Annotated in this window: 17 protein-coding genes, 1 rRNA gene, 1 pseudogene and 1 riboswitch; of the genes and pseudogenes, 9 read left to right on the top strand and 10 right to left on the bottom strand. The window is 54.3% G+C overall.

The features are described 5' to 3' along the window. Positions 1-54 precede the first annotated feature (54 nt). On the bottom strand, positions 55-297 hold the full coding sequence (yjbE, locus tag ACI2I2_RS17240; protein ID WP_404658998.1) for an exopolysaccharide production protein YjbE: 243 nt from the start codon (positions 295-297) through the stop codon (positions 55-57). 489 nt (positions 298-786) lie between these two features. Here yjbE and ACI2I2_RS17235 point away from each other — a divergent pair, with 489 nt between their 5' ends. Next, on the top strand, positions 787-2,208 hold the full coding sequence (locus ACI2I2_RS17235; protein WP_404658997.1) for an arabinose isomerase: 1,422 nt from the start codon (positions 787-789) through the stop codon (positions 2,206-2,208). A 191-nt stretch (positions 2,209-2,399) separates the two neighbouring features. On the opposite strand, the gene pgi is transcribed toward ACI2I2_RS17235, so the two are convergent. After that, entirely contained in the window at positions 2,400-4,046 is a 1,647-nt protein-coding gene (gene pgi / locus ACI2I2_RS17230) for a glucose-6-phosphate isomerase (RefSeq protein ID WP_404658996.1), read from the bottom strand. 199 nt (positions 4,047-4,245) lie between these two features. Between pgi and ACI2I2_RS17225 the strand changes: the two genes are divergently transcribed. From ACI2I2_RS17225 to ACI2I2_RS17200, 6 genes are all read left to right on the top strand, one after another. Further along, positions 4,246-6,039: a cation:proton antiporter gene (locus tag ACI2I2_RS17225; RefSeq protein ID WP_404658995.1), complete on the top strand. Its 1,794-nt coding sequence runs from the start codon at positions 4,246-4,248 to the stop codon at positions 6,037-6,039. Between the two features lie 54 nt (positions 6,040-6,093). Continuing rightward, positions 6,094-6,288, top strand: a riboswitch (Lysine riboswitch). Between the two features lie 79 nt (positions 6,289-6,367). Further along, positions 6,368-7,729: a lysine-sensitive aspartokinase 3 gene (gene lysC, locus ACI2I2_RS17220; protein WP_330986062.1), complete on the top strand. Its 1,362-nt coding sequence runs from the start codon at positions 6,368-6,370 to the stop codon at positions 7,727-7,729. Positions 7,730-7,821: 92 nt separating this feature from the next. Further along, positions 7,822-8,763, top strand: coding sequence for a ketopantoate/pantoate/pantothenate transporter PanS (gene panS / locus ACI2I2_RS17215; RefSeq protein WP_404658994.1), 942 nt, complete (start codon positions 7,822-7,824; stop codon positions 8,761-8,763). A gap of 176 nt (positions 8,764-8,939) precedes the next feature. Beyond that, positions 8,940-9,257 carry a type II toxin-antitoxin system RelE/ParE family toxin gene (locus ACI2I2_RS17210; RefSeq protein WP_404658993.1) on the top strand — a complete coding sequence of 106 codons (318 nt, stop codon included), beginning with the start codon at positions 8,940-8,942 and terminating at the stop codon, positions 9,255-9,257. Then, positions 9,250-9,543: an addiction module antidote protein gene (locus tag ACI2I2_RS17205; protein ID WP_404658992.1), complete on the top strand. Its 294-nt coding sequence runs from the start codon at positions 9,250-9,252 to the stop codon at positions 9,541-9,543. Before ACI2I2_RS17210 ends, ACI2I2_RS17205 begins: the two co-directional genes overlap by 8 nt. Before the next feature lie 34 nt (positions 9,544-9,577). Then, the gene (locus tag ACI2I2_RS17200) at positions 9,578-9,850 is read left to right on the top strand and encodes a DUF3811 domain-containing protein (protein WP_404658991.1); all 273 of its coding nucleotides are present in this window, start codon (positions 9,578-9,580) and stop codon (positions 9,848-9,850) included. 84 nt (positions 9,851-9,934) lie between these two features. Here ACI2I2_RS17200 and rluF read toward each other — a convergent pair whose 3' ends face one another. The 3 genes from rluF to metH form a co-directional block, all read right to left on the bottom strand. Then, positions 9,935-10,822 carry a 23S rRNA pseudouridine(2604) synthase RluF gene (rluF, locus tag ACI2I2_RS17195; RefSeq protein WP_404658990.1) on the bottom strand — a complete coding sequence of 296 codons (888 nt, stop codon included), beginning with the start codon at positions 10,820-10,822 and terminating at the stop codon, positions 9,935-9,937. 76 nt (positions 10,823-10,898) lie between these two features. After that, positions 10,899-12,530, bottom strand: coding sequence for a Na/Pi cotransporter family protein (locus ACI2I2_RS17190; protein ID WP_404658989.1), 1,632 nt, complete (start codon positions 12,528-12,530; stop codon positions 10,899-10,901). Positions 12,531-12,764: 234 nt separating this feature from the next. Next, on the bottom strand, positions 12,765-16,448 hold the full coding sequence (metH, locus tag ACI2I2_RS17185) for a methionine synthase (protein WP_404658988.1): 3,684 nt from the start codon (positions 16,446-16,448) through the stop codon (positions 12,765-12,767). A 181-nt stretch (positions 16,449-16,629) separates the two neighbouring features. Between metH and iclR the strand changes: the two genes are divergently transcribed. Next, a complete protein-coding gene (gene iclR / locus ACI2I2_RS17180) occupies positions 16,630-17,457 on the top strand; it encodes a glyoxylate bypass operon transcriptional repressor IclR (RefSeq protein WP_404658987.1) in 828 nt (275 codons plus the stop codon). Positions 17,458-17,569: 112 nt separating this feature from the next. Here the strand turns inward: iclR and aceK are convergent, their stop codons facing one another. The 4 genes from aceK to metA all read right to left on the bottom strand — a co-directional run bounded on the left by aceK (position 17,570) and on the right by metA (position 23,520). After that, positions 17,570-19,297, bottom strand: coding sequence for a bifunctional isocitrate dehydrogenase kinase/phosphatase (aceK, locus tag ACI2I2_RS17175; protein WP_404658986.1), 1,728 nt, complete (start codon positions 19,295-19,297; stop codon positions 17,570-17,572). Positions 19,298-19,383: 86 nt separating this feature from the next. Then, a complete protein-coding gene (aceA, locus tag ACI2I2_RS17170) occupies positions 19,384-20,688 on the bottom strand; it encodes an isocitrate lyase (protein ID WP_404658985.1) in 1,305 nt (434 codons plus the stop codon). Positions 20,689-20,720: 32 nt separating this feature from the next. Beyond that, a complete protein-coding gene (gene aceB, locus ACI2I2_RS17165; RefSeq protein WP_404658984.1) occupies positions 20,721-22,322 on the bottom strand; it encodes a malate synthase A in 1,602 nt (533 codons plus the stop codon). Positions 22,323-22,590: 268 nt separating this feature from the next. Continuing rightward, positions 22,591-23,520, bottom strand: coding sequence for a homoserine O-succinyltransferase (gene metA / locus ACI2I2_RS17160; RefSeq protein ID WP_330986077.1), 930 nt, complete (start codon positions 23,518-23,520; stop codon positions 22,591-22,593). Between the two features lie 155 nt (positions 23,521-23,675). Between metA and ACI2I2_RS17155 the strand changes: the two are divergent. Beyond that, positions 23,676-24,121, top strand: a pseudogene (locus ACI2I2_RS17155) (acetyltransferase). 281 nt (positions 24,122-24,402) lie between these two features. Here ACI2I2_RS17155 and rrf read toward each other — a convergent pair. After that, positions 24,403-24,489: ribosomal RNA gene (rrf, locus tag ACI2I2_RS17150) — 5S ribosomal RNA — on the bottom strand; the annotation flags it as partial.

The raw sequence follows: 24,489 nt of genomic DNA, 5'->3' as shown, positions 1-24,489 counted from the left end.
GAAGGGGCAAAATAACCACACCGAAGTGTGGTTAGGATTAATGACCCGTAAGACTTAGCGGGTACTTGTGGTTGTTGTGGTCGTGGTTCCGGTATTGGAGCCATCACCACCACCGGTCGCCGCCAGTGCGACCCCCACGGCCGAGCTTACGGCGCTGGCGCTGGTTGCGGCGGAACTGCCCGCAGAGACCGACGTCGCTGCCGCCCCTGCCGCCTCACCGGTTTCCACCGGATCGGCATAAGCTGAAGCCGCCGCAAGCGCAGAAATGGCAAAAATGCCACACAGTACTTTTTTCATTGCTATTTCCCTTCATTGGTTGAATGAATGGAGTGTCACCTGAGATATTCAGGCGTCATCGAGTATACACAAGTAAAACGGTCGAATTAGGGCTCAGGAAATAAGCAAGAGGGTTTTCGGATAATGAGAAAAAATCATTATTTCAAATTATTCATTAATAATTAAAATCAAAAATATCAATGATATGAAAAATTCACACCCTCAAGATAATCTTAAAAATCAAAATATGCAGAAATCATCACAGGCTTTTTTAGGATTAACCTCATCACCGTAAAACAACTTTATTCCTTGTATTTTAAATGGGTAATTAATGACATCATTAAGCCCGGAAGGCCCGGAAAATAGCCTGAATGCCTTTTTGCGATCGTGATATTCCCTTCCTCGAAATCCTTGCCATTCCTTTCTCCCGGATGTCCATCAGGAACAGGTTTTGCCCTGTCTCACTCAGTACAGTGGTGATATCTGCCATTTTTCTGATAAGAGGTTGGGATGAAAGCATTCACCGTGGGTCTGTTTGGGATTGGATTAGAAACCTACTGGCCGCAGTTTGATGGCCTGCGAGAGCAGCTTGAAGGTTATCTGAATCAGGTCGATAGCCAGTTACAACGCCGTGAAGTCGCCGTGGTGAACGGTGGTCTGGTCGACAGTTCGCAAACGATGGATAACGCCACGGCGCTGTTCGCCAGCAAGAATGTCGATGCGTTGGTGCTTTACATCACCACTTATGCGCTGAGCTCAACGGTGCTTCCTTTGGTGCAGCAACTGAACGTCCCGGTGCTGATCCTGGCCTTGCAGCCTGAAAAGAAAGTGCCTTGCGCCACCATCAACCAGCGTGAAGATCGCGGAGAACGCACCGGGCAATGGCTGGCACATTGTCAGGCCTGTAGCGCACCAGAACTGGTGAACGTTTTCCAGCGCGCGAATATCGGCTACTCGCTGGTTCCAGGCTATCTGGATGATGCCGAAGCCTGGCAAGAAATTGACGCCTGGCTGGCGGCGGCCTCAACCGTTAACGCCCTGAAACGCACGAACATCGGTGTGATGGGGCATTACTACAACGGCATGTACGACGTGTATTCGGACATGACCAACCTGTCGGCGAAATTTGGCGTGCGCTTTAAAGTGCTGGAGATCTGCGAACTGGCCGAAATATTACCGGCCATCACCGAAGAGCTGCGCAGCCAGAAACGCGAACAGGTTTATCGCACGCTGAATGTTGACCCCGCTTGTGAGGAATATGAGTTACAGCGAGCCATCGCAACCTCTGTTGCACTGGATAAACTGGCGGAACGCCACCAGCTTGGCGGAATGGCGTATTACTACGAAGGCAGTGCCGGGTCGCCGCAGGAGAACATCATTACTTCAGTTATCCTCGGCAACACTTTGCTCACCGAGCGAGATATTCCGGTGGCGGGCGAATGCGAAATCAAAAACGTCATTGCGATGAAAATCCTCAGCCTGCTGAAAGCCGGAGGCTCCTTCTCTGAGCCTTACGGCATCGACTTTGAACATCAGACGGTGCAGTGGGGCCACGATGGGCCAGCGCATCCGTTGATGTCGGCGGATAAAGTCCGGCTGGTGCCTTTACCGGTTTATCACGGCAAGCCCGGCAAAGGCGTCTCGATTCAGATGACGGTGAAAACCGGCCCGGTAACGTTCCTGTCTGTTGTGGAACATCGCGACGGGAGCGTGACGTTGCAATATGCAGAAGGTGAAGCCGTGAAGGGTGAAGTACTGGATATCGGCAATACCAACAGCCATTACCGTTTTTCACTGTCTGCTCGCGAGTTTACCCGTCGTTGGTGCGAAGGTGGGCCTGCGCATCACTGCGCCATCGGCATGGGTCACGTTGGGGAGAAAATTGAAGCTATCGCGAAGCTGCTGGGGGTTGGGAGTTTGCGGATTGGGTAATGGTGAGTTTGGTGCGGTTTAATCCCCTCTCCCCTGCTCTCTCCCAAAGGGAGAGGGAGAAGTCCAAAACCTGTTCGGGCTGTTCCCCTCTCTCCGGCCCTCTCCAAAAGGAGAGGGAGAAAGCCCAAAACCGCACAAGTCGGTTCCCTCTCCCCGCGGGAGAGGGTTAGGGAGAGGGGAAGCTCCGCAGTTTATTTCCAGGCTTTGTAACGGTTGATCAGACCGTTGGTAGAGCTGTCGTGGCTGCTGACGTCTTTGTCATCGCCCAGCTCTGGCAGGATGCGGTTGGCCAGCTGTTTACCTAACTCAACGCCCCATTGGTCGAAGGTGAAGATGTTGAGGATCGCGCCCTGAGTGAAGATTTTGTGCTCATACAGGGCAATCAACGCACCCAGGCTGAACGGCGTGATTTCGCGCAGCAGGATGGAGTTGGTTGGACGGTTGCCTTCGAACACTTTGAACGGCACCACGTTTTCCAGCGTGGCCGGATCTTTACCCTGGTCACGGTATTCCTGCTCAACCACTTCACGTGATTTACCGAACGCCAGCGCTTCAGTCTGCGCAAAGAAGTTAGACAGCAGCTTCGGATGGTGATCGGACAGCGGGTTGTGGGTCGTGGCCGGTGCGATGAAATCACAAGGAACCATTTTGGTGCCCTGGTGAATCAGCTGATAGAACGCATGCTGACCGTTGGTGCCTGGCTCACCCCAGATGATTGGGCCAGTCTGGTAATCCACCGCGTTGCCGTTACGGTCAACGTATTTGCCGTTGGATTCCATGTTGCCCTGCTGGAAGTACGCCGCAAAGCGGTGCATGTACTGGTCGTACGGCAGGATGGCTTCGGTTTCTGCACCAAAGAAGTTGTTGTACCAGATACCAATCAGCGCCAGCAGCACTGGCAGGTTTTTCTCTGGAGCGGTCGTGGAGAAGTGCTTGTCCATCGCGTGTGCGCCGGAGAGCAGCTCAACAAAGTTGTCGAAACCAACAGACAGGATGATCGACAGACCAATTGCAGACCACAGAGAGTAACGGCCACCGACCCAGTCCCAGAACTCGAACATGTTGGCGGTATCAATGCCGAACTCACCCACCGCTTTACCGTTAGTAGAGAGCGCCGCGAAGTGCTTCGCCACGTGCTTCTGGTCACCGGCGGTTTTCAGGAACCAGTCACGCGCACTGTGGGCGTTGGTCATGGTTTCCTGAGTGGTGAAGGTTTTGGACGCCACCAGGAACAGCGTGGTTTCTGGGTTAACGGTTTTCAGCACTTCGGCGATGTGAGTGCCATCGACGTTAGAGACAAAGTGCATATTCAGGTGGTTTTTGTACGGACGCAGCGCCTCGGTCACCATGAACGGGCCGAGGTCAGAACCGCCGATACCGATGTTCACCACGTCAGTAATCGCTTTGCCGGTGTAACCTTTCCAGCTTCCAGAAATGATCGCTTCGGAGAAATGCTTCATCTTCTCAAGAACCGCATTCACTTCCGGCATCACGTCTTTGCCGTCAACAATAATCGGGGTATTGCTACGGTTGCGCAGGGCAACGTGCAGAACCGCGCGGTCTTCAGTGCGGTTGATCTTCTCACCAGAGAACATGGATTTGATAGCGTCGGCCAGCTCTGTCTCTTTCGCCAGCGCCTGCAGTTTGCTCAGTGTCTCTTCGGTAATGCGGTTTTTGGAGAAGTCCACCAGCATAAAATCGTCAAACGTCGCGGAAAACTTGGCGAAACGATCGCCATCTTTCGCGAACAGGTCGGCGATCGACACGTCCTTCATTTCATCGTAGTGTTTCTGTAATGCCTGCCAGGCAGAGGTCTGCGTTGGATTGATGTTTTTCATAGCAATACTCTTCTGATTTGAGAATTGTGACTTCGGTCGATTGTAGCGCCTGCGACGGTTTTTGTGATGATTTTTGTGTCATTAGGTGTTTTCTCACCTTTGTACGTTACGCTGTCTGCGCCAGCGCTGCTTATACTCAGAGCACTACACGAATGGGCAAATCACCGAGGCCCACGTTTCTGAGGAAGAAAGAAAAAGAATGGAATTGCCGGTCCCTTTTCTGCTGGTCATCATCGCTATCGCTTCGCTGCTGGCCCAATGGCTGGCCTGGCGGCTTCGCCTTCCCGCCATCCTGCCGCTGCTGCTCATTGGCGTGTTGATAGGCCCTGCGCTGCATATTCTCCAGCCAGACTTACTGTTTGGCTCACTGCTTTTCCCGCTGGTCTCGCTGGCGGTGGCCATCATCCTGTTTGAAGGTGCGCTGACGCTGCGTTTTGATGAAATTCGCGGGCTTGGCGGCGTGGTGCGTAATTTAGTGACTGTCGGCATGTTGATAACCTTCGCGGTTATCTCCCTGGCCTGCTGGGGAATTTTGGGTCTGACACCACAAATCTCCGCCCTGATTGGCGCAGTCACCGTGGTCACAGGCCCTACCGTGATCGCCCCGCTGATGCGCGTTGTACGCCCGACTGCCGCCATCAACCAGGTGCTGCGTTGGGAAGGGATTGTTATCGACCCTGTGGGCGCCATTTTCACTCTGTTGGTGTTTGAGTTTATTACACTGCAGGAACAAAGCGGGACGTGGCTGCATCTGCTTATCATGCTGGCACAAACGTTGGTTGTCGGTCTCGCCACAGGCGCAGTGTTTGGCCTGTTTTTAGGCAATGCGCTCAAACGCGGCTGGATACCCGGTTATCTGCAAAACTTCGCGGTGCTGGCCCTTGTCCTGCTGACGTTTGGCCTGTCTAATACGCTGGCAGATGAGTCTGGCCTGCTGGCAGTGACTGTGCTGGGCATCTGGCTTGCCAACATGCGGGAAGTGGAAACCGCCGATATCGTCGAGTTTAAAGAAGAACTGTCGGCGATATTACTCTCAGCCTTGTTTATCATTCTGGCGGCACGTCTGGATATTCAGGCTCTGTGGTCAATGGGCTGGCCTCTGTTGGTGCTGCTTTTGGTGGTGCAGTTTGTGGCCCGTCCGCTCTGTATTATCGCCTCAACCTGGCGTTCAACCTTACGCTGGCGCGAAAAACTGCTGCTGTGCTGGATTGCGCCGCGAGGCATTGTGGCCGCCGCCGTCAGCTCGTTGTTCGCCCTGACATTGCAAAAAAATGGCTACGACGGAGCCGACCAAATCGTGACGGTGGTGTTTGCGATAATCATCGGGACTGTCGTTCTGCAAAGTCTCACCAGCAGTCGCCTGGCGCGCTGGCTTGGCGTGCAGCAGCGTAAATCGCGTGGCGTGTTAATTGTGGGTGCCAATACGGTGGCAAGGACGATAGCCCAGGCGTTGAAAAAGCTCGATATTCCGGTGCAGCTCAGCGACAACAGCTGGGAATATTATCGCCTTGCCCGTATGGAAGGCCTGCCGACCTATTACGGCAACGTCTGGTCTGAGCATGCAGAAAACTACCTCAATCTGAGTGACACCCGTCAGGTGATCGCCCTGTCGCCAAACCGTCATCAAAATGCGCTTTCTGCGCTGCATTTCCGGCATATCTTCGGGGAAAACCGGGTATTTTCGATTCGCACGGGTCCGGCGACGAAAGGCCGCAGCGAAAAAGAAACTCGCCATGAACAGTTATTTGATGCAGAGATGACATGGGCGCGGCTCAGTAGCCTGATTGCCAAAGGCGCGGCCGTCAAAGTTACCCGTCTGAATGAGAACTTTGGCTGGATGGATTATCTCAACGTTAACCCTGGCGCTACGCCGCTTTTTGCCCGCAAAGAGGATGGTGCGCTTATCCCGCTGAACAGCACAATGACCCCACCATCGCCCTGTACGCTGGTGGCAATAGTGGAAAGTGAAAAATCACCATCATCGGATCGTTGACAACACCCCCCGGAACCCTTTATTTATTAAACCCTACCTGCGCGCTCGCGTGCGCAGGCCAGAAGAGGAGCATCGCCCAGGCGAAGTGTTTGAGGAGCCAGTCCGCAGACAACACTTTAGGGGGAGCGATGCCGAGATAGCAGAGCATCTGGCAGTGTTCACTATCGGCTACAGGGGCTGAATCCTCTGGGCTGTCACCGGAAGTGACCCACAGTCGGGCGCTTCGCAAGGTGGAGCGCTTCTGGGTGAACTGTAGCCCTCTACGTCTGCCCTCCCGCTCTTCCCTTGTGCCATGGCTGAGAATGTAATCCCCTGACACGAGGTTGTTATGACACATGCAGTTTCCCCGCTCGTTGTAGCCAAATTTGGCGGAACCAGCGTCGCCGACTACACCGCCATGAACCGCAGTGCCGATGTGGTGCTTTCCGATCCTTCGGTTCGTCTGGTTGTGCTTTCTGCCTCCGCAGGCGTCACCAATTTGCTGGTTGCTCTGGCCGAAGGCCTGGAAGCGACCGAGCGGTTCGTGAAACTCGATGCTCTGCGCAAAATCCAGTTCGATATTCTCGAACGTCTGCGCAATCCCAATGTGATTCGTGAAGAAGTTGAGCGCCTGCTGGAAAATATCACCACCCTGGCAGAAGCCGCTTCACTGGCAACATCGACCGCCCTGACTGACGAACTGGTCAGCCACGGCGAGCTGATGTCCACCCTGCTGTTTGTTGAAATCCTGCGCGAGCGTGACGTTCAGGCACAATGGTTTGATGTGCGCAAAATCATGCGTACCAACGACCGCTTCGGGCGCGCTGAACCCGATGTGGCTGCATTGTCAGAACTGGCTACATTGCAGATGGCCCCGCGTCTGGCGGAAGGCCTGGTGATCACCCAGGGCTTTATCGGCAGCGAAGCCAAAGGCCGCACTACCACACTTGGCCGCGGCGGCAGCGATTACACCGCAGCGCTGTTGGGCGAAGCGCTGCACGCGACTCGTGTTGATATCTGGACAGATGTCCCAGGGATTTACACCACCGATCCACGCGTCGTGCCAGCGGCAAAACGCATCGATGAAATCGCCTTTGAAGAAGCCGCTGAAATGGCGACTTTCGGCGCGAAAGTCCTGCATCCGGCAACCCTGCTGCCTGCCGTACGCAGCGATATTCCAGTGTTTGTAGGGTCCAGCAAAGATCCTAAAGCGGGCGGTACGCTGGTGTGTAATAAAACCGAAAACCCGCCGCTGTTCCGTGCGCTGGCACTGCGCCGCAAGCAAACGCTGTTGACGCTGCACAGCCTGAATATGCTGCATTCCCGCGGGTTCCTTGCGGAAGTCTTCGGCATTCTGGCGCGCCATAATATCTCCGTCGATTTGATCACCACTTCAGAAGTGAGCATCGCGCTGACGCTGGACACCACCGGTTCAACAGCCACCAGCGATATGCTGCTGACGCAATCCTTGCTGATTGAGTTGTCCGCCCTGTGCCGCGTGGAAGTGGAAGAGAACCTGGCGCTGGTCGCATTGATTGGTAACGACCTGTCGAAAGCTTGTGGCGTGGGTAAAGAGGTGTTTGGCGTGCTTGAACCGTTCAACATCCGCATGATTTGCTATGGCGCATCAAGCCATAACCTCTGCTTCCTGGTGCCAGGCGCAGAGGCAGAAGAAGTCGTGCAAAAACTTCATCACAATTTGTTTGAATAAAAATCCTTCGCAGGATAAACAATATCTAAGGCCGGGCTCGAACCCGGCTTTTTTATACCTATAAGACACACAACACATTAAAGGAAAACACTATGTTATCTCTGCTGACGCGGCTATTCCCGTTATGGGCCGTGCTGCTCTCCGTCCTCGCTTACAAGACACCAACCACCTTCACACCGATTGGCCCGTGGGTCACTACGCTGCTGATGCTGATCATGTTTGGCATGGGCGTGCACCTGAAACTCGATGATTTCAAACGTGTGCTGTCACGCCCTGCGCCCGTGGCAGCGGGGATTTTTCTGCACTATCTGGTGATGCCTCTCGCGGCATGGCTGCTGGCGATGCTGTTCCATATGCCGCCAGAACTGTCTGCCGGGATGGTGCTGGTCGGCAGCGTTGCCAGCGGGACTGCGTCCAATGTGATGATCTTCCTGGCAAAAGGTGATGTGGCGCTGTCCGTGACAATCTCGTCCGTTTCCACACTGGTCGGCGTTATCGCGACGCCGTTGCTGACGCGCTTGTATGTCGACACCCACATTCAGGTCGATGTGATGGGCATGCTGCTGAGCATTCTGCAAATCGTGGTGATCCCGATTGCGTTAGGCCTGGTGGTGCATCATTTGCTGCCACGCGTGGTGAAAGCTGTCGAACCGTATCTGCCCGCTTTTTCGATGATCTGCATTTTGGCCATCATCAGCGCCGTGGTGGCAGGTTCCGCCTCACACATTGCCTCGGTTGGCTTCGTGGTGATTATCGCGGTGATCCTGCATAACACGATTGGCCTGCTCGGCGGCTACTGGGGAGGACGCCTGTTCGGCTTCGACGAGTCCACCTGCCGCACGCTGGCGATTGAAGTTGGGATGCAGAACTCCGGCCTGGCCGCCGCGCTGGGGAAAATCTACTTCGGCCCGCTCGCCGCCTTGCCTGGCGCGCTGTTCTCGGTATGGCATAACCTTTCCGGCTCGCTGTTGGCAGGCTACTGGTCTGGTAAGCCGGTCGAGAAATCGAAAGTGGCTGTCGCGAAAGAGAGTTGATCCCCAATGGCGTGGCTTCATCGCAAGCCACGCCTGCAATAAAACCCCCGTTGCAATATTCTTCGAGCCGTTATCAGGATTGATCCTTCAGAGGTCTTTTTGTCCCGATTCGTACTTCATCCTCGCGGTTATTCCTTGCACTATTTTATGTAGTTTATAAAATACAAGGAGCGGATGTGAAAACGATTCTGCAAACCACTGCGTTTCAAAAGTGGGAATATCAGCTCAAAGATCATCGAGTAAAGGCGCTTATTGCCGCTCGTCTTATGCGGCTGGCAAATGGACTGGTGGGTGATGCAAAACCCATCGGTGATGGTCTCAGCGAATTGCGTATTCATTTTGGCCCTGGTTATCGCATTTATTTTCAGCAACGAAGCGATGCCATTGTCCTGCTGCTCTGTGGTGGTGAAAAAAATCGCCAAAGCAGCGATATCGTCGCTGCAAAATACCTGGCCAAAATTTACGAAACCAACGAGGCTCTCCCTTATGAATAAACTGACCATCTACGATCCTGCCGATGCGCTGGTCGATGATGAATGCATCGCCATTTTCATGAACGATGCCCTGGAAACCGGCGATGCTAACTATATCGCCCAGGCTCTGGGCATCGTGGCCAGAGCCAAAGGGATGAGCGCTGTCGCTGCTGAAACCGGGCTTTCACGCGAGCAGCTTTACCGCTCATTCAGCGATAAGGGCAATCCGACCTTAAAAACCACCCTGGCAGTGATGAAAGCGCTGGGCTTTGAGCTGGCAATCAAGAATACTGAGGCACTTCCGTAAGCAAGACACGGTTACTCCACCAGAGGAATACAGCATGGCAACTCCACGTCTGACCCAGCAGGACATGACCGAGCAAGAGCAACGCGAGCTGAAAACCCTCCTCGACCGTGCCCGGATCGCGCACGGGCGCCCGCTGACTAACGCTGAAACGAATCATGTAAAGAAAGAGTACATCGACAAGCTGATGGCAGAACGGGAAGCCGAAGCGAAGAAAGCCCGCCAGTTGAAGAAAAAGCAGGCTTATAAAGTGGATAAAGAAGCGACGTTTTCGTGGACAGCCAGCACGCATGTGCGCGGCAGAAGGTAATCACATTTTCCAGCCGGGTCAGGCGTAGTCGCCCCCGGCAATGCCCGCGCAAACAAGGTGCTGCCGGGCAGTGTTCTCAGGAACTCAACGCCCTTTCTTCTTGCGACCCGGCGCGGTAAAACGCTTCTTGTTCGCCATTTCTGCCGGTGTTTTTGCCATGTTCTTTCCGCTGCTGCTGGCAGGTTTTTTCGCCGGTGTGGCGGCAACTTTCGGTTTTGCCTTGGGTTTCACTTTCTCGTGCTCCGCTTGTGAAGACGAGTTCTCAATCAGCTTAAACAGTTCTATCAGTTCGTCGTCCGTCAGATCGCGCCATTCCCCCTGCGGCAATCCTTTCAGGCTGACGTTCATGATGCGCACACGTTCCAGCTTGGTCACCTCAAAACCGAAATGTTTGCACATACGGCGGATCTGACGGTTCAAGCCCTGCACCAGGGTAATCCGGAAGGTGCATGCAGCTTCCTTCTTCACCTTACATTTCTTCGTCACCGTTCCGAGGATCGGCACACCTTTGCCCATTCCCACGATGAACTCATCGGTGACGGGTTTGTTCACTGTCACCAGATATTCTTTCTCGTGATCGTTGCCGGCACGCAGAATTTTGTTTACCAGGTCACCGTGGTTGGTGAGGAAAATCAGCCCCTGAGAATCTTTGTCGAGGCGACCGATCGGAAACACACGGCTGCTGTGGTTGACGAAATCGACGATATTGTCTTTTTCGCCAGCTTCCGTCGTACTGACGATACCGACCGGTTTGTTCAACGCGATTAACACCAGGTCGTCTTCCTGACGCGGTTCAATCAGTTGACCGTTCACTTTCACCACGTCGCCCACGGACACCTGGTCGCCAACGGTCGCGCGTTTACCGTTGATAAACACGTTCCCTTGCTCAATGTAGCGGTCAGCCTCACGACGCGAGCAGATCCCGCTTTCGCTGATGTATTTGTTTAATCGAATTGATGAGTTCGGCAGCATAGTCTCTCCTGTAGAAGGCGAACTATAGCAAAGGCCAATAGCCTTAGAAAACAGCTATCGACCTGATGTGGAGGGGTTAATAGTCGTCGCGATCGTCGTCTTCGTCCGGTTGCTCCATCACGCTGTAGGCCACGGCACAAAACAGGGAGTTCAGACGCTTCATATCGCCCAGCAAGCCGAGGTGCAGCGAACTGGTTTCGATACTCTGCACGTTTTGCTGATGCAGCCTGTCAACGTGCGCATGCGAGTAACGACGGTTCATGATGCGGAAGCGATGCTTGTTGCGGCGCAGGCGACGAGCGCTGTCGACGTCGCCGGAGAAGAACACCGACATCGCCAGTTGTAGGTTGCTGAGCAGTTGTTCGAAAAGGCCATCCAACTCTTTGAGACCTTCAACCGAAAACGCCCGGCGTGCAGCCAGCGATTTATCCGCGATTTCACTGCCCATGCGCTCGATGATATCGGACGCCTGTTCAAGGTTGAGCGACATCTCGATGATTTCCGCCCAGCGACGAGATTCCTCTTCCGCCAACTCATCTTTCGGCATTCGCGCCAGATAGAGCTTAATTGCCGTATACAGCACGTTCACGTCATCGGCGATTTTACGCAGCTCTTTCTCTTCACGCGGCTCGCCGTGCATCACTTTGCGCAGACCGTCCATCATCGTTTCCATCGCATCACCTATACGCAGCGTTTCACGTGCGGCATTGGCGAGCGCCAGCGTTGGCGTATCGAGCGCCGTCGGGTCGAGATGTTTTGGTTTGAGGCGGGCATCCAGTTCCGGCACTTCCTGGATGATGCGTTTACAGAAGCGCGCCATCGGATCAACAAACGGCACCATCGCCAGGCAGCGGATCAGGTTGTAGAACACGTGGAAATAGATAACCAGTTCCGATTTAGCCACCGGCAGTTTGGCCATGCTGTCCGCCAGAATATGCACGAACGGCAGCACAATCAGGCTCCCCACCAACTTGAACAGCAGGCTTCCTAGCGCAACACGGCGAGCAGCGGCATTGGCTGCGCTGTTGTTGAGCATCGCCAGCAGGCCAGAACCGAGGTTGGCACCAATCACCAGACACAGCGCGACAGGGAAGGAAATCACGCCCGTTGCCGTTAACGTGGCCGTCAGCAGCACAGCGGCAAGGCTGGAGTAGGTGATCACCGCGAACAGCGCGCCAATCAGCGCATCCAGCATGATATCGCCCGTCAGCGAGGCGAAAATCACCTGCACGCCATTGGCCTGGGTAATCGGGTGGACGGCCTGAACAATCAGTTCCAGCGCCAGCAAAATCAGCCCAAGGCCGATGCCCACGCGCCCCAACTGGCCTGCACGCGTTTGCTTACGGCCGAGGAAGAAAATGACGCCGACAAAAATCAGCAGCGGCGACAGCCACGAGAGGTCGAACGTCAGGACTCGCGCCATCAGCGCGGTACCCACATCAGCGCCTAAGACAATCACCAGAGCAGGCGTGAGCGCGACCAGATCCTGCGCCACAAACGAGGTGACCAGCATGGTGGTGGCGTTGCTGCTTTGCACCAGCGCAGTCACGCCGATGCCCGCGCAGAAGGCGAGCGGTTTCTTCTCGACGCTACGGCTAAGAACAGTACGCAGACGCGCGCCATAAACGCGCATGACGCCGGTACGGACGATATGAGTGCCCCACACCAGCAGGGCGATAGCAGAAAGCAGGTGTAACAGTATCAGCATGGATGTTTGTTCTCCTTATCGTTATAGGTTTTCCTTTGGAGCCTCTGCCGGGCGGCACTGCGTTTGCCCGGCCTACAATAAGCTTTAGGTCAGTTTGTAGGCCCGGTAAGCGTTAGCGCCACCGGGCAATGAGTGCCATGAGGCAGGATGCCAATAGCTTAAGTATATGAGTTATTGCAGTAGAAAGAGACAGGGCACCGTTACGGTGCCCTGTTTGTTGTAAGAAAAGATGACTTAATCAGCGTCATAGCCGAGGTTAGGTGCCAGCCAGCGTTCGGCTTCCGCCACGCTCATGCCTTTACGGCGAGCGTAATCCTCGACCTGATCGCGCTGAATCTGTGCCACTGCGTAATATTTGCTGTCAGGATGACTGAAGTACCAGCCTGAAACCGAAGCGCCGGGCCACATGGCGTAAGATTCAGTGAGCTTCATTCCAGTGTGCGTTTCCGTATCCAGAAGCTCCCAAATCGTGGCTTTCTCGGTGTGCTCCGGGCAGGCCGGGTAGCCCGGTGCCGGACGGATACCCTGATAATTTTCACGAATCAGCTCTTCGTTGCTCAGGTTTTCATTGGCGGCATAACCCCAATACACCTTACGCACGCGCTCATGCAGATATTCGGCAAACGCTTCTGCCAGACGATCCGCCACCGCTTTGACCATGATTTTGTTGTAATCATCGTGCTGCGCATCGAACGCTTCTGCCAGGGCATCTTCTTCCAGGCCGCCTGTTACCGCAAACGCACCAATGTAATCCGCTTTACCGGAAATTTTTGGCGCGACGAAGTCAGACAGGCAGTAGTTGGCAAACCCAACTTTTTCCGTTTGCTGACGCAGATGATGGCTGACCGTCAGCACGTGAGTACGGGTTTCATCGCGGTAAATCTCGATATCATCACCGACGCGGTTGGCCGGGAACAAGCCCACCACGCCACGCGGATTCAGGGTTTTCTCGGCGCTGAGTTTATCGAGCATTTCGTTGGCATCGGCAAACAGACGCTTCGCTTCTTCGCCGACCACTTCATCTTCAAGGATGCGCGGATATTTGCCCGCCAGCGACCACGTCATAAAGAACGGCGTCCAGTCGATGTAGTTACGCAGCGTTTCGATACTGGCGTTGACCGCCTGCACGCCCAAGCGGTGCGCCACGGGCGGGGTGTAGTTTTCCCAGTCGAAAGCCAGATCGTTATCGCGTGCTGCCTGCAAAGAAACTGGCGGCGTGCGCGGTTTTTTGCGTGCGTGCTGGATACGGACCGTTTCGTATTCCTGGCGAGTGCGGGCGACAAAGTCATCACGCTGTGTTGCCGAAAGCAGTGCCGACACCACGCCTACTGTACGCGAGGCGTTCTGCACGTAAACTGTCGGGCCGCTGTAGTTCTGTTCGATTTTCACTGCCGTGTGCGCTTTAGAAGTGGTTGCCCCGCCAATCAGCAGCGGAATGGTGAAGCCCTGACGTTCCATCTCTTTTGCCACGTTGACCATTTCATCCAGCGACGGCGTGATAAGCCCGGACAAGCCAATCAGGTCGGCGTTCACTTCACGTGCGGTTTTGAGGATTTTATCCGTCGGCACCATCACGCCAAGATCGATAATCTCGTAGTTATTACATTGCAGCACCACGCCAACGATGTTCTTGCCGATGTCATGCACGTCGCCTTTCACCGTGGCGATCACCATCTTGCCGTTAGTCTGGCCTTTCTCTTTGCTGGCCTCGATAAACGGTTCGAGATACGCAACTGCCTGTTTCATCACACGGGCGGATTTCACCACTTGGGGCAGGAACATTTTCCCTTCACCAAACAGGTCGCCGACCACGTTCATGCCGTCCATCAACGGGCCTTCAATCACCTCAATCGGGCGTGAGGCTTGCTGGCGGGCTTCTTCAGTGTCCTGCTCGATAAACTCTGTGATGCCTTTAACCAATGAATATTCGAGGCGCTTTTTCACTTCCCAACTGCGCCATTCGGCCTGCTGAGTGTTCGCCGCTTCATCGGTTTTGCTGCCACGGTATTTCTCTGCCAGGTCTAACAGACGTTCTGTACTGTCATCGCGGCGATTGAGGATCACATCTTCTACTGCTTCGCGCAGTTCGGCAGGAAGGTCGTCGTAAATCGCCAACTGCCCGGCATTCACAATCCCCATGTCCATGCCGTTACGGATGGCGTAGTAGAGGAACACAGCGTGAATCGCTTCGCGCACCGGATCGTTACCCCGGAAAGAGAACGACACGTTGGACACACCGCCGGAAATCAGCGCGTGTGGCAATTCACGTTTGATATCTTCACACGCGCCGATGAAGTCCTGCGCGTAGTTGTTGTGCTCTTCGATGCCGGTTGCGACAGCGAAAATATTCGGGTCGAAGATGATATCTTCCGGCGGGAAGCCAACTTCTTGCGTCAGAATTTGATAGGCACGGCGGCAGATTTCGATTTTACGCGCGCGGGTATCGGCCTGACCGACTTCATCAAACGCCATCACCACCACAGCCGCGCCGTAACGACGCACCTTTTTCGCGTGCTGGACAAACGCTTCCACCCCTTCTTTCATCGAGATGGAGTTCACGATGCCTTTGCCCTGAATACACTTCAGGCCTTTTTCGATGACGTCCCATTTTGAGGAGTCGATCATGATCGGCACACGTGCGATATCCGGCTCACCGGCAATCAGGTTGAGGAAACGCACCATCGCCGCTTCGGCGTCAAGCATCCCTTCATCCATGTTGATGTCGATGATCTGCGCGCCACTTTCGACCTGCTGACGCGCCACATCCAGCGCTTCGCTGTATTTCTCTTCTTTAATCAGCCGCTTAAATTTGGCAGACCCTGTCACGTTGGTACGTTCACCGACGTTCACAAACAGGCTGTCGTCGCCAATGTTCAGCGGCTCAAGGCCAGCCAGACGACAAGCTACGGGAATTTCTGGCAGCTTACGTGGCGCAAGGCCAGCCACTGCACGGCTCATCGCCGCGATATGTTCTGGCGTGGTGCCACAGCAGCCACCCACAATATTCAGGAACCCGGCTTCCGCCCATTCGCGAATTTGCAGCGCCATGGTGTCGGCATCAAGATCGTATTCACCAAACGCATTTGGCAGACCGGCGTTGGGGTGCGCTGTCACGTAGCAATCGGCAATGCGAGACAGTTCCTGCACATACTGGCGCAGTTCATCTGGCCCCAGCGCACAGTTAAGGCCGAAAGAGAGCGCGTCCGCATGGCGAAGTGAGTTGTAGAATGCTTCAGTCGTCTGCCCGGAGAGCGTACGGCCAGACGCATCGGTGATCGTGCCGGAAATCATGATCGGCAACTCGACGCCCAGCGCTTCAAATTCTTCTTTCACCGCATAGATGGCCGCTTTGGCGTTGAGCGTATCGAAGACGGTTTCAATCAGAATCAGATCTGAGCCCCCTTCCACCAGCGCTTTGGTGGATTCGCGGTAGGCAACGACCAGTTGATCAAACGTGACGTTACGAAACGCCGGGTCGTTCACATCAGGGGAAATCGACGCGGTACGGTTGGTTGGGCCAAGCACGCCTGCGACATAGCGTGGTTTGTCTGGCGTGCGGGCTGTCCACTCATCGGCGCAGGCGCGCGCCAGTTTCGCGGCTTCGAAGTTAATCTCCGCCGACAGCGACTCCATCTCGTAATCCGCCATCGCGATGGTGGTGGAGTTGAAGGTGTTGGTTTCGACGATATCCGCCCCAGCCTCAAAATAGGCGTTGTGGATGGCGGCGATGATGTCCGGTTGAGTCAGCACCAGCAGGTCATTGTTGCCCTTCAGGTCGCTGGACCATTGGGCAAAACGCTCACCACGGTAATCTTCTTCGTTCAGGCGATAGCTTTGGATCATGGTGCCCATGCCGCCGTCCAGAACCAGAATTCTGTCTTTTAATTGTTGGTGTAACTGCTTCACGATGGTGCTCACACGGACTCCCGACAACGCTCTTCTCATCAGGCCATAGTGGCATATTCAGCCAGTGCGGAAAAGAGAGCCGGCATGAACATGAGAGATGTTCAGGACCACTGCTCCGATCAGTTCTGAAAGCGGTTGCATTATAATCAGATAAAACGAAAATGATTTCCACGATACAGAAACGGAGGCCATCATGGTTACAACCACGCCCGCCAAACGCGGCAGAAAACCCGCCCCTGCTGCAGCCGCTCCGGCGGTTGGTCAGGTTCAGTCCTTAACTCGTGGCCTCAAACTTCTTGAATCCATCGCCGAATCTCACGGTGATGTCGCGTTAACTGAACTGGCGCAGCAGGCTGGCCTGCCAAATTCCACAACACATCGCCTGCTGACGACGATGCAGCAGCTCGGATTTGTACGCCAGGTAGGCGATTTAGGCCACTGGACGGTGGGCGCACATGCTTTCATTGTCGGCAGCAGCTTCCTGCAAAGCCGCAACCTGCTGGCTATCGTGCACCCGATTCTGCGCAAATTAATGGAAGACTCCGGCGAGACAGTGAACCTGGCGGTGCTCGACCAGAGCGATCATCAGGCGATTATCATCGACCAGGTTCAGTGCACCCAACTGATGCGTATGTCCGCGCCGATTGGTGGCAAGCTGCCGATGCACGCCTCCGGAGCCGGTAAAGCGTTTCTGTCTCAGTTGAACGACGAACAGGTAAGCGGGTTACTGCACCGCAAAGGGCTGCACGCTTATACACACGCCACGCTAGTGTCGCCCGTGCATCTGAAAGAAGATTTGGCACTGACGCGTAAACGCGGTTATTCGTTTGACGATGAAGAACACGCGCTGGGTCTGCGCTGTCTGGCGGCATGTATTTACGATGAGCACCGCGAGCCGTTTGCGGCGATCTCCATTTCCGGGCCAATTTCACGTATGACCGATGACCGCGTGACCGAGTTGGGTGCGCTGGTGATTAAGGCGGCGAAAGAAGTGACGCTGGCTTATGGTGGGATGCGTTAAGAAACGTGCAGCCTGATGCCCTCTCCCCGACCCTCTCCCACGGGGAGAGGGCGCAAACACTAAAGGCCTTCTTCAAAAAGAAGGCCTTGCTGTTTACCTCGCGCAGCCGCCATCAGGCACCAAATCGAATACAGAAACGCTGATATTTTCGGTAAGCAAACACATCCTCGACATGCCCTTCGCGAATGCGCGTCTGCAGGCCGCGCCAGTAATCCGCTCGCAGTAAATCCGCGTGCATTTCCTCAAAGAGTGGCCCGATACGCGCATCAGCGCACAGCCAGTGGCGAAACTCTTCCGGGAACACATCACCCGGTGAGACGCTGTACCACGGCTCGCTGGCGAGCTCATCTTCCGGATAGCGCGGCGGCGGGATGTCGCGGAAATTCACTTCGGTCATATAGCAAATTTCGTCGTAATCATAGAACACCACTCGCCCATGGCGCGTGACACCAAAGTTCTTAAACAGCATATCGCCGGGGAAAATATTAGCCGCTGCAAGCTGGCGAATCGCATTGCCGTATTCTTCCACCGCATCGCGCAGTTGCTGCCCGTTCACCTGCTCAAGCCACAGATTCAGCGGCACCATCCGGCGTTCAATATAGAGATGGCTGATAACAATGCGGTCGCCCAAATCGGTGATTTTCTGCGGCACTTCCTGCCAGAGTAAATCGAGCAGCGCGGGAGAAATCTGCCGTTTCTCCAGCACGAAATTTTCAAACTCTTGGGTATCCGCCATGCGACCTACGCGGTCGTGCTCTTTGACCAGCTGATAACAGGCGCGCACATGCGTCGCCGTCATTTCTTTCTGCGGCGCAAAACGGTCTTTAATCACCTTAAACACCCGGTCAAAACCGGGCAGCGTGAACACCAGCATCACCATGCCGCGTATCCCTGGCGCTTCAATAAACTGCTCGTCGGTGTTACTTATCCAGGTCAGGTATTCACGATAACTTTCCGTTTTGCCATGTTTCTGGCAACCAATCGCCATATACAGTTCGGCAGTGCTTTTGCCCGGTAAAATGTCGCGCAGCCATTCGACCAGCGCCGCCGGCAACGGGGCATACACCATGAAATAAGAGCGGGCGAAACCAAACACAATGCTGGCCTCGGCGCTGGTTGTCAGGCAGGTATCGACAAACAATTCGCCCTCATCGCTGCGATGAATCGGCATCAGCAACGGCACCATGCCATCAGGCGTGTGCAGCTTAGCGACGAGCCATGCCGCTTTGTTACGATAAAACAGCTCGTTCGCCACTTGCAGATGCGAATCGGCCAGCTGCTGCGAACCAAACGTTTCGGTCAGATGCGCCACGATGTAGGCAATATCACGCACGTTGTCCTGCCACGGCAGCCGCAGCGGCAAATCACTCAGCACCTGATTGAACAAGGCTGCCCAGCCTTTATGCGGATAAAAATCTTTCGCTAATGGACGAGGGATCGTGCGAAAGCGCCCTTCAGGCTGAGAGCTGAAGATAAAAAGCCGCTCGGGAGTCAGCGAGCGGTGGTCAAATAACCGACAATACACAGAGTTAAAAAAGCTTTCGGCAATTTCAAAGCGAGGATAATCAGGCAACAGCGAGGTGTAGTGCTCTTTGACCCGCAGCAAAAAATCCGCATCAGGACTTTTGCCGTCGGTGATACAGCGCAGTTGCTCAACCACCAACCCCACGTGGTGATCGTAGAGATGAATACGCTGTTTCATGGCCTGCTGCACCGCGTGCCAGTCAGCCTGTTCAAAGCGCTGCTGCGCGCCGGAAGTGACTTCCAGAAAGCGACCATACTGCGCGTCAAAGCCTTGCAGGATGGTTTGGGCAATCAGTAACTCCAGGCCACGCGGCATAATTTCCCCTCAGGTAGCAACGGCTAATGCATTTCCCCCTCTCCCCAACCCTCTCCCCCAGGGAGAGGGGGAAAACACATGCAGGCTCAGAACTGCGACTCTTCCGTGGACCCGGTGAGCGCCGTGACGGAAGAGGCGCCGCCCTGAATAATGGTGGTCACTTTGTCGAAGTAGCCGGTGCCCACTTCCTGCTGGTGAGAAGCAAAGGTATAGCCCTGTTTTCCAGCCTCAAACTCAGGTTGTTGTACCTTCTCGACATAGTGTTTCATGCCTTCACCTTGTGCATAGGCGTGCGCCAGGTCGAACATGTTGAACCACATGCTGTGGATACCCGCCAAAGTGATGAACTGGTATTTGTAGCCCATCTCTGAGAGTTGCTGCTGGAAGCTGGCGATGGTTTTGTCATCGAGATTTTTCTGCCAGTTAAACGATGGCGAGCAGTTGTACGCCAGCAGCTTACCCGGGTATTTTGCGTGAATAGCTTCAGCGAAGCGGCGTGCCAGATCGATATCCGGCGTGGAGGTTTCACACCACACCAAATCTGCATACGGCGCGTAAGCCAGACCACGGCTGATAGCCTGCTCAATACCCGCGCGGGTACGGTAGAACCCTTCGCTGGTACGCTCGCCGGTGATAAATTCGCTGTCGTACGGGTCGCAATCGGAAGTGATCAAATCCGCTGCATCAGCATCTGTACGGGCTATCAGCAGCGTTGGCACACCAAGCACATCCGCCGCCAGGCGCGCAGCAACCAGTTTCTGAATGGCGTCTTGTGTTGGCACCAGCACTTTACCGCCCATGTGGCCGCATTTTTTCACTGAAGCCAGCTGATCTTCGAAGTGAACGGCTGCCGCTCCGGCTTCAATCATCGACTTCATCAGTTCAAAGGCATTCAGTACGCCACCAAAGCCAGCTTCCGCATCAGCCACGATCGGCAGGAAGTAATCCACAAAACGCGGATCGTTTGGTTCAATGCCGGATGCCCATTGGATCTGATCCGCACGACGAAACGTGTTGTTGATCCGATCCACCACTGACGGCACGGAGTTCGCCGGGTAGAGCGATTGATCGGGATACATGCTGGACGCGAGGTTGGCGTCCGCCGCCACCTGCCAGCCAGAGAGGTAGATCGCCTCAATGCCTGCTTTCGCCTGTTGCAGTGCCTGCCCGCCGGTGAGCGCACCGAGGCTGTTCACGTAACCTTTCTTTGATTCGCCATGCAGCAGACGCCACATTTTCGCCGCGCCACGCTGCGCCAGCGTGCATTCCGGGTTCACCGAGCCGCGTAATTTCACCACCTCTTCCGCGCTGTAAGGACGGCGAATGCCTTCCCAGCGTGGGTTTGTCCATTCCTGTTGTACTTCTTCGATTTGTTGGGTACGGGTTTTCATTGGCGAGTGCTCCATTATTGTTTTGAGGTGGGTTAAGCCAGCAGGCGATAGCCAGGCAACGTTAAGAAATCAACGAGTTCATCAGAGGTGGTGATTTGTTCCATCAGGCGCGCCGCTTCATCGAAGCGACCGCTGCTGAAGCGGTGCTCGCCCAGCTCGTCCTGCACAACCATTAACTCTTCGGCTAGCATCTGGCGGAACAAGGCTTTGGTCACCGGTTTGCCGTTACTGAGCGTTTTCTGGTGGTGGATCCATTGCCAGATAGAGGTTCGGGAGATCTCAGCGGTTGCGGCATCCTCCATCAGGCCGTAAATCGGTACGCAGCCATTACCGGAGATCCAGGCTTCAATGTATTGCACCGCCACGCGAATATTGGCGCGCATGCCTTCTTCGGTGCGTTCGCCCTCGCAGGGAGCCAACAGCTGCTCGGCGGTAATCGGCGCGTCTTCTTCACGCGTGACAGAGAGCTGATTCTTTTGCTCGCCCAGCGCAGTGTTGAACACGCCCATCACCGTGTCCCCCAGCCCAGGATGCGCAATCCAGGTGCCGTCGTGGCCATTTTTCGCTTCCAGCTCTTTGTCTGCTTTCACCTTGTTGAGCACCCAACTATTACGCTCGCTCTCTTTGCTCGGGATAAACGCAGCCATGCCGCCCATCGCAAAAGCCCCGCGCTTGTGACAGGTCTTGATCAACAGACGTGAATAGGCGCTGAGGAACGGCTTATCCATCGTCACGACCTGCCTGTCCGGCAACACGCGGTCAGGGTGATTTTTCAGGGTTTTAATGTAGCTGAAGATGTAATCCCAGCGGCCACAATTGAGACCGACGATATGATCACGCAGCGCATGCAGGATCTCGTCCATCTGGAAGACCGCTGGCAGTGTTTCTATCAGCAGCGTTGCCTTGATCGTTCCGCGTGGCAGGCTGAAGCGATCTTCTGTGTAGCTGAACACTTCGCTCCACCAGGCCGCTTCCTGCCAGGCCTGCGTTTTGGGCAGATAGAAATAAGGGCCGCTGCCTTTAGCCAGTAAGCTTTCGTGGTTGTGGAAAAAATAGAGCGCGAAATCAAACAGGCTGCCGGGGATCGCTTCCCCACGCCAGGTGACGTGCTTTTCAGGCAGATGAAGGCCACGAACACGGCAGATCAGTACCGCAGGATCGGGTTGCAATTGGTAGATTTTCCCGGCTTCGTTGGTATAGCTGATCGTCCCGTTCACGGCATCACGCAGGTTGATCTGTCCGTCGATGACCTTATGCCAGTTGGGTGCCAGCGAATCTTCGAAATCAGCCATGAAGACTTTAACGTTAGCATTCAGCGCGTTAATCACCATTTTGCGCTCAACGGGCCCGGTGATCTCAACGCGACGGTCCAGTAAATCCTGAGGGATCCCGCGAATCTTCCACTGCGAATTGCGAATGGAATCGGTTTCCGAAATAAAATCAGGCAACTTGCCATCGTCAATCTCTTGCTGTTGCTGAATGCGTGCTGCCAGCAACTTGTTACGCTTCGGCGTAAATCGGGTCACCAGCTCATTGAGAAATTCAACGGCTTCGGGCGTCAGGATCTGCTGCTCCTGCTCGCCAAACGGCTGGCTGAAGGCCAGTTCTTCGATGGTGGTTGCCTGTTGTGTCATTGCGCAGCTCCTCGTTATTGATCTCTGGTCACTTCCCAGTGCGACCTGAGATCGTTGGATGGTTTTCGTTCAGCTCGATTTAAGCCTACGCAATAATTATCCAAAATCAAAAACAATTTCCATTTTTAAATTAACTTTCACATAACTTTTTGATAACAAAGAAATTAAAGTTTTAGTGTGTCTGGAGAGGGTTTTCGGAAATAAAAAAGGCACCCGAAGGTGCCTGATATGGAGTGCTGAATCGCTTTACGATCGCGAGAGTGGAGGATTACTCCAGGGTAGGATTCATATGGCGCAGATCGTATGGTGTGATCTGGTAGACGTAATAGTTCAGCCAGTTAATGAACAGCAGGTTTCCATGACTACGCCAGGTGGCCCGGGGTTTATTTTGCGGATCGTTTTGCGGGAAGTAATTGTAAGGCACTTCCGGGGAAAGCCCGGCCTCTTCATCACGGAAAAATTCACTGGCCAACGTATGCGCATCGTACTCAGGATGACCCGTCACGAAGGCAATTCGCTTGTCTTTGCTGGCAAACAGATAAGCATCACCGTCTTCTGTTTCGGCCAGGATCTCCAGGTCAGTGTAATCACGAATCAGTGCAGCAGGAAAATCTGCATAACGTGAATGAGGAGCCAGGAAGGAATCATCAAACCCGCGGGTCAGTAAGGCGTGTGGGTGCAAAATGTGGTGTTCATAGACGCCAGAAAGCTTTTCAGTGCGGGTTTGCTTCGGAATGCCATACAGAATATTCAGCGCAGCCTGCACCGCCCAACAGACGAAAAGCGTCGAGGTAACGTGATCTTTGGCCCATTCCAGTACCTGCTGGATTTGCGGCCAGTAGGCGACATCGTTAAATTCCACCAGACCCAGCGGGGCACCCGTCACAATCAGACCATCGTAATTATCGTTGCAGATGTCTTCGAAGTTGCAGTAGAAATTGTTCAGGTGCTCCGTGGGCGTATTCCGTGATTCTCTGGCATCAATGCGGAGCAACTGGACATCAACCTGCAACGGTGAGTTGGAGAGCAGGCGCAGAAACTGGTTTTCCGTCTCGATTTTCTTTGGCATCAGGTTGAGGATCAGCACCTTCAGCGGACGAATTTCCTGATTTGTCGCGCGAGAAGCCGTCATCACGAAGACGTTTTCTTCCCGCAAGAAATTGACGGCTGGTAGCTCGTCCTGCACCCGAATCGGCATAACCTTATTACCTCACAGCATACGTTTAAACGTTTAGACATCCAGATAGCTGACGATAACCAGGAATCGGCAAAATGTCGAGTCTGCATGTGAAAGGTGAGAAAGTTTCACGTCCACTGCCAGTGGTAGAATAAGCAAAACAGCAAGGAGAAAGAATGACATTCACAATACGCCAGTCTCGCAAGGAAGATGCAGACAAGCTGATTAACGTCTGGTGTCGTGCCGTTGATGCGACACACGCCTTTTTAACGGTAGCAGACCGGCAAGAGATTGAGATTCAGGTCAGGCATTTTGTACCCGACGCACCGCTTTGGGTAGCCGTGGCGACCGATGATACGCCAGTCGCCTTCATGCTGTTGTCAGATAGCCATATGGATGCGCTGTTTGTTGATCCAGATGTTCATGGGCAAGGCTTGGACGGATGATGATTCACCACGCTCTTTCGCTCACGTCATCACTGACAACGGATGTGAATGAGCAAAACGATCAAGCGGTTGGTTTCTATAAAAGAATGGGGTTCGTGGTCACTGGGCATTCAGCAACAGACGATCACGGTAGACCTTATCCGCTGCTGCATCTGCGTTATCAAGGGGAAAACTGAAGCCTGCCGACAGGAAAGGCTTGTGAATAACTCTGTGGGTGGGGTGTGGAAAATCTGTGCAGGGACAGTGTGTAACCCTGTTCCTGCAAACAACAGATAACAAAAAAACCCCATGCTTTCGCATGAGGTTTTCTTGTTTATTTGATGCCTGGCAGTTTATGAGTCACTTTGTGACTCACCCTTCGGGCTGTTGCTCTGCAACATTCAAAAGCATTCGCTTTTGTCCTACTCTCATCGAGTAGTGAACTGCCTCGAAGACTGTTCAGGTTTTTCAATTTGATGCCTGGCAGTTCCCTACTCTCACATGGGGAGACCCCACACTACCATCGGCGCTACGGCGTTTCACTTCTGAGTTCGGCATGGGGTCA

Origin of the sequence: Scandinavium sp. NPDC088450 (assembly GCF_044900545.1) — a bacterium.
GTDB lineage: Bacteria > Pseudomonadota > Gammaproteobacteria > Enterobacterales > Enterobacteriaceae > Scandinavium.
The sequence above is the reverse complement of the archived record's forward strand: the minus strand, read 5'-3'. Positions and strand labels throughout refer to the sequence as shown.